The sequence below is a fragment of the Arthrobacter sp. D1-29 genome (assembly GCF_054130585.1).
Map to the genome: position 1 here is coordinate 1,778,968 of NZ_CP096383.1, position 12,630 is coordinate 1,791,597.

Genomic DNA, 12,630 nt, shown 5'->3' on the forward strand with positions numbered 1-12,630 from the left:
GAGGCGCCACGCTATAGGGTTAGGGGATGACAGCAGTAGCCGTAACGCTGTGCTTCCTGACCCGGGATGTTGCCGGCGTGCCCCAGGTCCTGCTGGGTACCAAGAAGACCGGCTTTGGGCGGGGAAAGATCGTGGGCCTGGGCGGCCACGTTGAACCTGGCGAGACCGACGCCGAAGCCGCATGCCGGGAAGTGCACGAGGAATCCGGCGTTGTGGTCCTGCAGGAGGATCTGCGCGACGCCGGCGTGGTGGTGTTCGACTTCCCTGCGCGCCCGGAGTGGAACATGACCACCAGGCTGTTCGTTGCAGCCCGGTGGGCGGGGGAGCCGGCCGAAAGCGCCGAAATCCTGCCCGAATGGTTCGACGTCGGGTCCCTTCCCGTGGACAGGATGTGGCAGGATGCATCCCATTGGCTCCCATTGGCCCTTAACGGCTCGGTGCTGCACCTCGTGGTGGTGCTGAACGAGGACAACGAGACTGTGCGTGAAGTGCTCGATTACACAACCCGCTGACAAACGGCCGACCTGGCTGCTCAGGCCGCGGCGCCCGTAAAAGATTCTTCCGGCCAGCCTGTAACCATTCGCCGGCAGCCGGAAACTACACGGTCAGCCTGCAAGTCAGGACACAACGCATTTCAGGGGGAAAGGTGCTTTCAGAGCGCGAGTTGGCGTTTATCGCCTTGTACAAGGACAGCTATCCACGGATCCACACGTTCGTACAACGGCGCGTGAATGATCCCGAACTGGCCCAGGAACTGGCGGCAGACGTCTTCCGGATCGCCTGGCAAAAGTGGGACGGCACTTCCGGGATCGAGATTGCGTGGCTGTTCACCGTTGCCCGCAACCTGATCGGCAACGCCTACCGGGGCCGGGACCGCCAGCGTGCGCTGCAGGAACGCCTGGTGGCGTCCGCAGCTGATGGGCCTGGATCGGTCAGCGACAACATGTCAGTGGAGCAAGCGCTGATGGCGCTGCGGGAAAAGGACCGGGACGTTCTCCAGCTGGCCTACTGGGACGGGCTGTCGGTGGTTGAGATCGCCCAGGTACTGCAGTGCACGCAGACTTCGGCCAAGGTGCGCCTGCACCGCGCCAGGGAAGCTTTCCGCAAGCTCCTGCCGGCTCTTTGTGAACCAATCGACCAGAAAGTGGGGGCCTAATCATGGATATCATCAGGAATCTCGTTTCAGACGCTGACCCCGTTGCCAGCAAACCCGTTGCTTCGGACGGCGAAGAGGCCCTTCGCGCAATGTTTTCCCGGCCGGAGGTCTTCGCCGACAGGGTGTCCCCGAACGTTCCCACCCTGGCAGAGCGGAGGCAGCGCCGTCACAGGATCGCAGGACTGCTGAGCGTTGCCGCGGCCGCGGTTACGGCAGGGGTCCTGGTGTCGCTCAACCTTGGACCTCTTACCTCCGCACCGGCGCCGGCGGGCACCTCCACCGCCACTGCCTCACCCACCGTGAGCAGCAGCATCTCACCAACGCCAACGCCAACGCCAACGCCAACGCCTACTCCCAGCCCGGTCCCCTCTACCGGGGCTTCCGCTGCTGCGCCGGCGGCGCCTCCCGTGACCGCTTCCGCGCCGCCTGCGCAAGCGTGGAAGACGTACCTCAGTGCCGACGGCAGGATCTCCTTTGAGTATCCCGCCGACTGGAGCGTGCAGCAGCCCCACACGATCAACCCGGACTATCCTGCCGTGGACGCCGTGGTCAGGGACCAGGCCGGGAAGGAGATGGCCGCCCTTCACTACGGGGCCTCCGGTGGCATCGGTGGCGTTTGCTCAACGCCGCCCGTGCCCTATTCCGTCCTTGATTCGGTAGAACTCGCCCTGCCGTACAACCCGGCGGCGTCCAACGTCATCACACCCCGGTTTACCTTCCGCGCCCTGGTCGAGGGGGACAAAGTCACTGCCTCCTACGGGATCACCAGCAGCGCTGCCGGTGTGGATGGAAAGAGCTGCATGTTCTACAACGTGGTCAACGGCCCTGCGGAAGCCCCAATGTACTCCTTCGCCGACAACGTCCAGGTGAACGCCGGCGCGGCAGGCACCGCGAACAGCAAGACGTTCCGTTCGCTGGAGGAGGCACGCGCCTACATGCAGACTCCGGAGTACCTCAACGTCAAACGAATGATCACGTCGCTGGCAATCAAGGCGGACTAGGCGCCAAGGACGGCGCATACGAGGGCATACGACGGCGCCAACACGACGGCGGCCCGGTCACCTTTGAAAGGTGACCGGGCCGCCGTCGTGGTTTTAGATGGTGGGGCTGAGCTGGTGGTACCGACTTGTGTTGTTGGTCCGGCAAGCCGACGGCTACGGGACGTGCCGCTCTTCGGCGCCGTTGTATTCGCTCAGCGGACGGATCAGGGAGTTCGAGTCCAGCTGCTCCATGATGTGGGCCGTCCAGCCGGTGATCCGGCTGGCGACGAACAGGGGAGTGAAGGTGGGGGTGTCGAACCCCATCAGGTGGTACGTGGGCCCGGCCGGATAGTCGAGGTTGGGCTTGATGGCCTTTGCCTCCTCCATGGCGGATTCCAGGCCGTTGTACAGGCCCAGGAGCTCGGGCCGCCCGTAGTGCGCGATCATCTTATCCAGGGCGGCCTTCATGGTGGGCACGCGGGAATCGCCGTGCTTGTAGACGCGGTGGCCGAATCCCATGACCTTCTTTTTCTTGGCCAGGGCGTCCTCCATCCAGGTCCTGGCCCTCGCGGCTGCCTCCTCCATTGACTCTTCAGGCCGGATGCCGATTTCGTCGAAGGTGTGCATCACGGCCTCGTTGGCTCCGCCATGCAGTGCTCCCTTGAGCGCCCCGATGGCTCCGGTGACAGCGGAGTGCAGGTCTGAAAGCGTTGAGGTGATGACCCGTGCCGTGAACGTCGAGGCATTGAAGGAGTGCTCGGCGTACAGGATCATTGAGACGTTGAAGGCCTCCACCACCTCCGGGACCTGCTCCTCGCCGAAGGCCATCCACAGGAAGTTGGCCGAATAGCCCAGGTCATCGCGGGGTTCAACTGCTCCCTGACCGTGACGGCGTCGTTGGTCGTAGGCCACCACGGCAGGCATGGCGGCGAAGAGATCCACCGCCTTGGCCATGTTGGCCTCCCGGGAGGAGTCTTCGGTAAGTGGGTGCCGTGCACCCATAACGGAAGCCGCCGTCCGGCAGACGTCCATCGGGTGCGAGGTCACGGGCAGCGCATCGATGACCTGTTTGACCACCGGATCCAGGGCACGGCCGGCGCGCTCCCGCGCGGTGAATTCGGCCAGCTGCTCCGCGTTGGGGAGCTCACCGTTCCACAGCAGGTAGGCCACTTCCTCAAAACTGCACCTGGCAGCCAGCTCCTGCACCGGATAGCCCCGGTACAGCAGCGAATTGGTATCCGGGTTGACCTTCGAGACGGAGGTGTAATCCACCACGACGCCGGCGAGGCCCTTTTTGATGTCCTGTTCAGCCACGCTGAATCTCCTTTGTTCCTGTCGCCTGTTGTGCCGGCCTGCGGCCGGAAACTGTTTGAGGGATCACTTACCGGGTATCTGGAAGTTAAAGATTCCGGTATCGAAGCGGTTGTAGGCCTCGTAGTCAACGAGGTCATACAAGCGCGCACGCGTCAGCATGGTTCCGACCTGCGCCTCCTGGGTTCCGTCAGCCTTGATCGATTCCAGCGTACGCTCCGCGGCGCCCATGGCACTACGGAGGAGCGTCACCGGATAAATGATCATGTTGACGCCGGCAGCAGCGAGCTGGTCCACCGTGAAGAGCGCGCTTTGGCCAAACTCCGTCATGTTGGCCAGTATGGGAACGTCCACCGCATCCCTGATCGCCTGGAATTCGGCAAGGTCCTTCATGGCTTCGGGGAAGATCGCGTCCGCTCCGGCGTCCACCAGGGCCTTGGCCCTGTCCTGCGCGGCTTCCAGCCCGTCGGTTGCCCGGATGTCGGTCCTGGCCATGATGAGGAAGTTCGGGTCGCGGCGCGAGTCCACGGCAGCCCGGATCCGCTTGGTGGCGGTGTCAAGGTCCACCACGTTCTTCCCGTCCAGGTGGCCGCAGCGTTTGGGATTGAACTGGTCCTCGATGTGCAGGCCCGCCAGGCCGGCATTTTCGAGTTCCTGGACTGTGCGGGCCACATTCATCGGTTCACCGAAGCCCGTGTCGGCGTCCACCAGGCAGGGCAGGTCGGTCATGCGGGCGATCTGCCCGGCGCGGGTGGCTACCTCGGTCAGGGTGGTCAGGCCGATGTCCGGCAGCCCCAGGTCGTTGGCGAGCACTGCGCCGGAGATGTAGACACCGGCGAAGCCCTTCTCCCCGATGAGCCGGGCGGAGAGCGGATTGAACGCCCCGGGGAACTGCTGGATGGTTCCGGAGGCGAGGAGTTCGCGCAGGGTGATCCGCTTCTGCTCGGGGGTGACGGCCGAGTACAGCATTTAGAACAGCCCCTTGGGGGCGGCACCGAAATCAATGACTCCGGCCGCGGCCGTGACGTTCAACTGGTCCAGTTCCCCGGCGGCCAGTTCGGGGAGGCGTTCGACGGCGGCGAGGAACCGTTCGATTTCGGCCTCCTCCACGAGGCCGGCGGCGAGGGTACGGAACTTGTGAATGTACTGCTCGCGGGCGAACGGGCGGGCGCCCAGCGGGTGGGCATCGGCGACGGCGATTTCGTCGGTGACGACGGTGCCGTCGGCGAGGGTGATTTCCACCGAGCCGCCAAACGCCTTTTCGTTGATGTCAAGGGAGTGGTACCGGCGGGTCCACTCGGCGTCTTCCTCGGTGGTGACCTTATGCCACAGTTCCACGGTGTCCGGCCGCGCTGCCCGTTCCGGTGAGTACGAGTCCACATGGTGCCAGGCGCCGTCCTGCAGGGCGACAGCAAAAATGTACGGGATCGAGTGATCAAGGGTCTCGCGGCTGGCTGTCGGGCTGTACTTCTGGGGGTCGTTGGCTCCGGATCCGATGACGTAGTGGGTGTGGTGGCTGGTCTTGATCAACACGGACTGTACGTTCGCCGGGTCGGTGGCCTCAGGATGGTCCTTATGCAGTTTCCGGGCCAGGTCGATCCATGCCTGAGCCTGGTACTCCGCGGAGTGCTCCTTGGTGTAGGTGTCCAGGATGGCGCGCTTGGCCTCGCCGGGGGTGGGCAGCGGAACGGTGTAGGAGGCGTCAGGGCCGTCAAGCATCCACGCGATCACGCCGTCTTCGCCTTCATAGATCGGCACCGGGGAGGTCTGGCCACGCATGGCGCGGTCGGCAGCTTCCACGGCCATTTTTCCTGCGAACGCGGGGGCGTGGGCCTTCCACGTCGAGATTTCACCCTTGCGCGACTGACGGGTGGCGGTTGTCGTGTGCAGTGCCTGGCCTACAGACTGGAAGATCGTTTCGACGTCGAGCCCCAGGAGCGTGCCGATGCCGGCGGCGGCAGATGGTCCCAGGTGGGCGACGTGGTCGATTTTGTGCTTGTGCAGGCAGATGGCCTTCACCAGGTTGACCTGGATTTCATACCCGGTGGCAATGGCGCGCACCAGATCCCTGCCGCTGGAGCCCTTGTGCTGCGCTGCCGCCAGGATGGGCGGGATATTGTCCCCGGGGTGGGAGTAGTCCGCTGCCAGGAACGTGTCGTGGTAGTCCAGCTCCCGGACGGCCACACAGTTTGCCCAGGCTGCCCACTCGGGGGAGACGCGCTCGCTGATGCCAAAGACCTTGGCGCCTTTGCCGCCGGTGCTGGGGCCATGGCTAAGCGCCTGCGCCCGGGCGGCGATGATGGGGGCACGGTTGAGGGAAGCGACAGCTACCGAAGCGTTGTCGATGATCCGGTTAATCACCATCTCGGTGACGTCATCGCCCACCTCGACGGGATCCGCCGCGACAACGGCGATCTTGTGCGCCAACTGGTCCTCCCGGGCCAGGTTTTCCTCGCTTTTATAGACACGGACGTGGTGTTCCTTGACCATGGGGCTCCTTCTATTGAGGTGTATGCGTTGCTTTGAGGTGGGAAAGACTGCGGTGCAGGTGCACGGTGGTGGCGGCCTCGGCCAGGCGGGGATTGCGTTCGGCAATCGCCTCGGCAATGGCGGCGTGTTCGGACGCTGCCGCGGCAAGGCGTGGAGCGTCGTTGGCTGCCAGCCGGCGGACCCGGACCAGGTGGACCCTGAGGCTGCCCATGGCCTGGGCCAGGTAGGAGTTCGAAATTGCAGCATCGATGGCCGCGTCAAGGCGCGCCACGAGCCCGTAGTATTCATGCTTTGCAGGATCGTCGCTGCGGATCAGGTCCTTGCCCGCCAGCAGTTCCCGGTGCAGTTGCCTGAACTCTTCAGGATCGCCCCGTTCCGCAGCCAGCGCCGCAGCCCTGCCTTCAAGGGTTTCACGGAGCTCGAACAGTTCGTCGATGTCCGCCAGGGAAATGTCGGTGACGACGACGCCGCGGCCGCCCGCCGCCGTCGTAAGTCCTTCTGCGGTGAGCCGGCCCAGCGCCTCCCGCAGCGGAGTGCGCGAGACGCCCAGGCGCTCGGACTGCTCCACTTCCGCAAGAAGCGTGCCGGGACGAAGGCGCCACTCCACAATGTCCTCACGGAGGGCGGCGTAGGCCCTGTCGCTGGCACGCATCTTCGCTCCTTTTTCGCCGCGGTCCAGTCCAGTGTATACATGGAGCGCGGATTTAAGTGAGAAATCAGGATAAAAGTAAGAAAAGCGTCACGGGCAAGCTATTCTTGTATACAGAAAAGGAGATCCGGCGTTAGCGCCCACTCCACTTGTATTCATTCTCCGGCCGCCCCGGTGTCCCGTACCGGGCCGTTCGGGAGACTGTTCCGGCATCGGCCAAATACTCCAGGTAGCGCCGCGCGGTGACGCGGGACATGCCCAGCGCATCCATGACCTCCGCGGCTGAGACTGCCTCGGAATGTTGCTTCATGTAGTCCTGCACGGACTCCAGTGTTGAGACGGAGAGTCCTTTGGGCAAAGGCATCTCAGATGGCGCCCGGAGGCTTGCGAAGGCCTGGTCCACTTCGCTCTGTGAGGCACCGGTCCTTCGCGAACCAGAGCCGGGTTCGGGGGAGGCGAGCTGTTGCCGGAAGAGGCGGTAGCTGGCCAGTTTGTCGGCGAAGGTGGCGTAGGTGAAGGGCTTGATGAGGTACTGGACAACGCCGATGGCCACGGCGCTCCGGACGATGGCCAGTTCCCTGACAGCCGTGATGGCAATGATGTCGGCGAGTATTCCGGCCGCGCGCATCCGCCGGGCGATGTCCAGGCCATGAAGATCGGGAAGGTTCATGTCCAGCAGGACGAGTTCCACAGGGTCACCGGAGGCTGCAAAGTCGGAGAGCAGGCGGAGCGCGGACTGTCCGTCCGGAGCGGTGCCGGCCAGGGTGAATCCCTCGAGCCTGCCCACATATGCAGCATGCGCGGCTGAGGCAACCGGCTCGTCCTCCACTACGAGGACGCGGATTTCGCTCACTGGTACTGCTCCTCTTTGTCGGCGCCGGGCGCCATGGCCGGCAGGAAGACATGGAACTGCGCTCCGTCCGTCCCTGTGATGGTCATCGTACCGTCCAGGCGCTGCACGGCCTGCCGGACCAGGGCCAGGCCCACGCCGCGTCCGAAGGGGCCTGCCTTTTTGGTGCTGAAGCCGTGCTTGAAGATATGGTCCACCGCTTCGGGATCAACCCCGGAGCCGGAATCCCGCACGGTGATGTCCAGGCCCTCGGCGTCGGACTCCACTGTTAGTTCCACCTCCCGGGGCGCCTCGCCGTCGGCAGCCGCGTCAATGGCATTGTCCAGGAGGTTGCCCAGGATGGTGACGAGGTCCTGGACTGCCAATCCCGTGAGGGAGGCGGAGCCCAGGGTCCTCAGCGACAGCTTCACACCCCGTTCGTTGGCTTCGGACGCCTTGCCCATGATGAGGGCACTGAGGACGGGTTCATCCACGGAGCTGATCATTTCGTCGGTGAGCTGCTGGCTGAGCTCCAGATCCTTTGTGGCGAACTCCAGGGCCTCGCGGGTCCTGCCCAGTTCAAGGAGGGACACCATGGTGTGCAGCCGGTTCGCATGTTCGTGTGTTTGGGCCCGAAGGGCGTCAGAGAGCGTCTTCATGGTCTGGAGCTCGCTGCCCAGGGATTCAATTTCCGTCCGGTCGCGGATGGTGGCCACCGTGCCGAACACGGCAGGGCGGCGCCCGCCCGGTGCCTCGGGACCAAGGGCGGGGCCCTGGTTCACCACCACAATGCGCGGTCCTGTCAGATGGATTTCATCGAGGGCGGTGCGCCCCGATTCAAAAAGTTCCTTCAGGCTGTCGGCAAGGGGGAGGTCGGCCAGTGACGGCGGCTGGGACGGATCATCGCCGGATCCCCGCGGCTCGAGTCCCAGCAGTTCAGCAGCCTGGTCGTTATACATGACCACCCTGCCTTTGGTGTCGATCAGGATGAGCCCTTCCCGGACGGAGTGCAGGACGGATTCGTAGTAGGCAAAGAGCTGAGCGAGCTGTTCCGGTCCCCAGCCCCGGGTGACCCTGCGGAGGTAACGGCCCAACAGCCACGAAGCAACCGATCCGCCCACGAGCAAGGCCAGCCCGATGCCCAGCAGCGCCGGCAGCCTGCTGGACAGGGCCACATCGACGGTCCGGACCGTGACGCCTGCCGCCACCAGCGCCTTCACGTTGCCGCCCGCGTCCTTGACGGGCACGATGGTCCGCACCGACGGTCCCAAGGTGCCTGCCGTGACCTCTGTCAGGACGCCGCCCTGGAGTGCGGCATCGATGGAACCAATGTACGGCCTGCCGATCTCCTCGTCCCGTGGATGGGTCCAGCGGGTGCGGTCCGGGGCCATGATCGTGACAAAGTCCACGCCCGCTCCCGCCATCACATCGAGCGCATATGGCTGCAGTACCGCCGTCGGATCAGGCGCATCCGCTGCCTGGAGCACCAGGGGATTCGCGGCGATGGCGGCAGCCACCCCCGTCATGCGGCGCCCGGCTTCCTCGTAGGCGCGGTCCCTGGCGTCGGTGAACGTTGCGGTGCCCACGATCGCGAGGAAGGCCAGCACAATCAGCAGGTTGGCCACAAACAGCCGGCGGGCGATACTCCAGCGGTGGATCATTTCGTACCTCCCATGACCAATATGAACGCAACGGTGAGCTAAGTCACGGTGTACCTAATGATGGATATCACACCGGACCGACGTGAAGGGCCCAGAGACTGAGCCGAAGCGTCTACCAGATTATCCATAAGGAGACACATCATGGCTTCTCAACGAGGAGAGTCAGCAGCGCCTGCAAAGGCCGCCCGCAAGGGGCTGGACAAATCCCACTACCTCTACATTGCCGTCATCGCCGCCGTGATCCTGGGCGCCCTTGTCGGTCTGATATTCCCCGAGGTCGGCAAATCGCTGAAACCGCTCGGCGACGGCTTCATCAAGCTCATCAAGATGATGATTGCACCGATCATCTTCTGCACCATCGTCCTGGGCATTGGCTCCATCGCCAAGGCAGCAACCGTTGGCAAGGTGGGCGGCCTGGCCCTGGGCTACTTCGTGCTCATGTCCACCTTCGCCCTGGGCATCGGCCTTGTGGTTGGTAACCTGATCCACCCGGGTGAAGGTTTGAAGCTGGCAGCATACGATCCCAACAAGAAGGCAGAAGTAGACAGCACCGTTGCCTTCCTCCTGGGCATCATTCCGGGCGACATTCCGGTTCTGCCCACACTCTTCGCCGCCATCCTCGTAGGCTTTGCCCTCCAGAAGATGGGCCCGCAGGGTGCTCCTGTCCTGAAGGCCATCAGCCACGGCCAGGTGCTGGTATTCCGGATCCTCATCATGATCATGTGGCTTGCTCCGGTGGGCGCCTTCGGTGCCATCGCCGCCGTCGTCGGTGCGACTGGTGTCGCTGCAATCGTCAGCATGTTCACCCTGATGGCCGCCTTCTACATCACCTGCGCCCTGTTCATCGTGGTGATCCTCGGTGGCCTGCTCCAGGTAGTGACCGGCGTGAACATCTTCAAGCTGATGAAGTACCTGGCCCGCGAATACCTCCTGATCTTCTCCACCTCTTCCTCCGAGGCAGCACTGCCCCGCCTCATCGCCAAGATGGAGCACCTGGGTGTGTCCAAGCCGGTTGTTGGCGTCACCGTACCCACCGGTTACTCCTTCAACCTGGACGGCACCGCCATCTACCTGACCATGGCGTCACTCTTCGTGGCCAACGCCATGGGAACCCCGCTGGATCTCGGCGCCCAGGTATCCCTGCTGATCTTCATGATCATCGCCTCCAAGGGTGCAGCCGGTGTCACCGGTGCAGGCCTGGCCACACTGGCCGCCGGCCTGCAGGCACACAAGCCGGAACTGCTCGGCGGCGTGGGCATGATCGTCGGAATCGACCGGTTCATGTCTGAAGCCCGCGCTCTGACCAACTTCACCGGCAACGCCGTAGCCACCCTCCTGATCGGTACCTGGGTCAAGGAAATCGACGGAGCGCAGGTCACCCGTGTCCTGTCCGGCGAGGAGCCCTTCGACGAGACGACCATGATCGCCGGCCACCATGAGGTCCAGGAAAGCCCGGCCCCCGGCAAGGCTGTTCCCGCCACCGTCTAGATCCGGTGAAAAGCAGGCGCCCCGGCGCCAGGAAACCACCCGCACAGGCCAGCCTGTGCGGGTGGTTTCCTGTTCGGCGGAAGGACCAACCTTCGACCTCAGGTAAAAGGTAAAGGCTCAAACGCCGTCAAATGTCAAGTTCCATGGAATGCCGTGTCGGCGCTGTAGCCTTGGGTGGAAAGAAGCATGGGCGCTGGAGAGTCAGCGGCAGAAAAAATCACCGTCATCGAAAGTGTGGATAGATACGTGAGCAGCGAACAGGGTTCAGCAACTCTGGAAGGCACGGAACTGGATCTGGAAGACGCCGTAATGGGTCCCACCGGGCGCCCGTACCGCGAATTCCCGGAACCTGCCCCTCTGTCGTCCCATGGTCCGGCCCGTGTCATCGCCATGGTCAACCAAAAAGGCGGCGTCGGCAAAACCACGTCCACCATCAACCTGGCCGCGGCCTTGGCAGAATACGGCCGCAGGGTCCTGCTGGTGGACTTCGACCCCCAGGGCGCTTTGTCCGCAGGCCTGGGCATCAATCCCCACGAACTCGACCTCACGATCTACAACGTCCTGATGGACCGCAAAGTGGACATCCGCGATGCCATTCACCAAACGGGCGTGGAGAATGTGGACCTGCTTCCGGCGAATATCGATCTGTCCGCTGCCGAAGTGCAGCTGGTCAACGAGGTAGCCAGGGAACAGGTCCTGGACCGTGCGCTGAAGAAGGTGGAGGACGACTACGACGTCGTGCTCATCGACTGCCAGCCTTCGCTGGGACTCCTGACAGTCAATGCCCTGACCGCCGCCCACGGCGTCATCATTCCCCTGATCTGCGAGTTCTTTGCGCTCCGCGCCGTCGCCCTGCTGGTGGAGACCATCGACAAAGTCCAGGACAGGCTGAACCCCCGCCTGCAGGTGGACGGCGTGCTTGCCACCATGTACGACGCCCGTACCCTGCACAGCCGTGAGGTCATCACCCGCCTGGTGGAGGCTTTCGGAGACAAGGTCTTCGAGACCGTCATCAAGCGCTCCATCAAGTTTGCCGACGCCACCGTCGCCGCGGAACCCATCACCAGCTATGCCGGCAACCACATCGGTGCCGATGCCTACCGCCGCCTGGCCAAAGAGCTGATCTCCCGCGGTGGCGCACCCTAGCCAGGCCGTGCCTGAAACGAAACCCGGCTTTGAGGTCCGGCTGGCCAACTTCACCGGGCCTTTTGACCTCCTGCTTGGCCTGATCGCGAAGCACCAGCTGGACATCACCGAGGTGGCCATCGCAACGGTCACCGATGAATTCATTAAGTACATCAGGAAGCTCCAGAAGCTCGGCGAGGAATGGGCCCTGGATGAAGCCAGCGAGTTCCTGGTCATCGCCGCCACCCTTCTTGACCTGAAGGCCGCCCGGCTGCTTCCCGCCGGCGAAGTGGAGGACGATGAAGACATCGCACTGCTTGAGGCCCGCGATCTCCTTTTCGCCCGCCTGCTCCAATACAAGGCGTTCAAGCAGGTGGCGGGCCTGATCGGCGCCACGCTCGAGCAGGAGGCGCAGAGGTTCCCCCGCCAGGTGGCCCTCGAGGAGCACTTCGCCGCCATGCTTCCCGAACTGGTCTGGAAGCACACGCCGGACCAATTTGCCAGGCTGGCCGAGGCCGCCCTGAAGCCCAAGACGCCCAGGCCAACCGAGGTGGGCCTGGCGCATCTGCACGGCAGCACGGTCAGCGTCAGGGAACAGGCCGAAATCCTTGGCCTCCGGCTGCAGCTGGGGAAGCCGCTGTCCTTCCGGGCCCTGATTGCAGATGCAGACTCAACCCTGGTGGTGGTGGCCAGGTTCCTCGCCCTGCTGGAGATGTTCCGGGACAAGGTGGTGTCCTTCGACCAGCTTTCCCCGCTGGGGGACCTCACTGTGCATTGGACCGCTGACGGCCAGGACTGGTCCACGGAAAACCTGAGCGAAGAATATGAGGAGCAGCAGTGAACGAGGACTTTCCGGATGCCGATTCACCTGTCAGTACCGATTCACCTGTCAGTACCGATTCAGCTGTCGGTACCGATCCGGCTGCCGGGTCCGGCGCGGA

Annotated in this window: 12 protein-coding genes; 6 read left to right on the plus strand and 6 right to left on the minus strand. The window is 63.8% G+C overall.

The window, feature by feature from the left end; translation table 11 throughout:
• The first annotated feature begins 26 nt into the window (after positions 1-26).
• From M1E17_RS08285 to M1E17_RS08295, 3 genes are all read left to right on the plus strand, one after another.
• Positions 27-512, plus strand: a complete 486-nt coding sequence (locus tag M1E17_RS08285) for an 8-oxo-dGTP diphosphatase (RefSeq protein ID WP_457966695.1) — start codon at positions 27-29, stop codon at positions 510-512.
• Positions 513-646: 134 nt separating this feature from the next.
• On the plus strand, positions 647-1,156 hold the full coding sequence (locus tag M1E17_RS08290; protein WP_457966696.1) for an RNA polymerase sigma factor: 510 nt from the start codon (positions 647-649) through the stop codon (positions 1,154-1,156).
• A gap of 2 nt (positions 1,157-1,158) precedes the next feature.
• On the plus strand, positions 1,159-2,157 hold the full coding sequence (locus tag M1E17_RS08295; RefSeq protein WP_457966697.1) for a hypothetical protein: 999 nt from the start codon (positions 1,159-1,161) through the stop codon (positions 2,155-2,157).
• A gap of 153 nt (positions 2,158-2,310) precedes the next feature.
• On the opposite strand, the gene M1E17_RS08300 is transcribed toward M1E17_RS08295, so the two are convergent.
• The 6 genes from M1E17_RS08300 to M1E17_RS08325 all read right to left on the minus strand — a co-directional run bounded on the left by M1E17_RS08300 (position 2,311) and on the right by M1E17_RS08325 (position 9,076).
• Positions 2,311-3,450 carry a bifunctional 2-methylcitrate synthase/citrate synthase gene (locus M1E17_RS08300; protein ID WP_457966698.1) on the minus strand — a complete coding sequence of 380 codons (1,140 nt, stop codon included), beginning with the start codon at positions 3,448-3,450 and terminating at the stop codon, positions 2,311-2,313.
• A gap of 63 nt (positions 3,451-3,513) precedes the next feature.
• On the minus strand, positions 3,514-4,416 hold the full coding sequence (prpB, locus tag M1E17_RS08305; protein WP_457966699.1) for a methylisocitrate lyase: 903 nt from the start codon (positions 4,414-4,416) through the stop codon (positions 3,514-3,516).
• On the minus strand, positions 4,417-5,937 hold the full coding sequence (locus tag M1E17_RS08310; protein ID WP_457966700.1) for an MmgE/PrpD family protein: 1,521 nt from the start codon (positions 5,935-5,937) through the stop codon (positions 4,417-4,419).
• A 10-nt stretch (positions 5,938-5,947) separates the two neighbouring features.
• Positions 5,948-6,589 (minus strand): GntR family transcriptional regulator, encoded by a 642-nt coding sequence (locus tag M1E17_RS08315; protein WP_457966701.1) that lies wholly within the window; start codon positions 6,587-6,589, stop codon positions 5,948-5,950.
• Positions 6,590-6,719: 130 nt separating this feature from the next.
• Positions 6,720-7,439: a response regulator gene (locus M1E17_RS08320; RefSeq protein WP_457966702.1), complete on the minus strand. Its 720-nt coding sequence runs from the start codon at positions 7,437-7,439 to the stop codon at positions 6,720-6,722.
• Positions 7,436-9,076, minus strand: coding sequence for a sensor histidine kinase (locus tag M1E17_RS08325; RefSeq protein WP_457966703.1), 1,641 nt, complete (start codon positions 9,074-9,076; stop codon positions 7,436-7,438). Before M1E17_RS08325 ends, M1E17_RS08320 begins: the two co-directional genes overlap by 4 nt.
• Before the next feature lie 141 nt (positions 9,077-9,217).
• Between M1E17_RS08325 and M1E17_RS08330 the strand changes: the two genes are divergently transcribed.
• From M1E17_RS08330 to M1E17_RS08340, 3 genes are all read left to right on the plus strand, one after another.
• Positions 9,218-10,564 (plus strand): cation:dicarboxylate symporter family transporter, encoded by a 1,347-nt coding sequence (locus tag M1E17_RS08330; RefSeq protein ID WP_457966704.1) that lies wholly within the window; start codon positions 9,218-9,220, stop codon positions 10,562-10,564.
• A 246-nt stretch (positions 10,565-10,810) separates the two neighbouring features.
• Positions 10,811-11,710 (plus strand): ParA family protein, encoded by a 900-nt coding sequence (locus M1E17_RS08335; RefSeq protein WP_267278549.1) that lies wholly within the window; start codon positions 10,811-10,813, stop codon positions 11,708-11,710.
• A 7-nt stretch (positions 11,711-11,717) separates the two neighbouring features.
• Complete coding sequence (locus M1E17_RS08340; protein WP_267278550.1) at positions 11,718-12,530, plus strand: segregation and condensation protein A; 813 nt, start codon at positions 11,718-11,720, stop codon at positions 12,528-12,530.
• Positions 12,531-12,630: the final 100 nt, after the last annotated feature.

Coding starts and splice junctions, on each gene's coding strand:
- M1E17_RS08285 (WP_457966695.1), top strand. CDS start 27: ATGACAGCAGTAGCCGTAACGCTGTGCTTCCTGACCCGGGATGTTGCC.
- M1E17_RS08295 (WP_457966697.1), top strand. CDS start 1,159: ATGGATATCATCAGGAATCTCGTTTCAGACGCTGACCCCGTTGCCAGC.
- prpB (WP_457966699.1), bottom strand. CDS start 4,416: ATGCTGTACTCGGCCGTCACCCCCGAGCAGAAGCGGATCACCCTGCGC.
- M1E17_RS08310 (WP_457966700.1), bottom strand. CDS start 5,937: ATGGTCAAGGAACACCACGTCCGTGTCTATAAAAGCGAGGAAAACCTG.
- M1E17_RS08315 (WP_457966701.1), bottom strand. CDS start 6,589: ATGCGTGCCAGCGACAGGGCCTACGCCGCCCTCCGTGAGGACATTGTG.
- M1E17_RS08325 (WP_457966703.1), bottom strand. CDS start 9,076: ATGATCCACCGCTGGAGTATCGCCCGCCGGCTGTTTGTGGCCAACCTG.
- M1E17_RS08330 (WP_457966704.1), top strand. CDS start 9,218: ATGGCTTCTCAACGAGGAGAGTCAGCAGCGCCTGCAAAGGCCGCCCGC.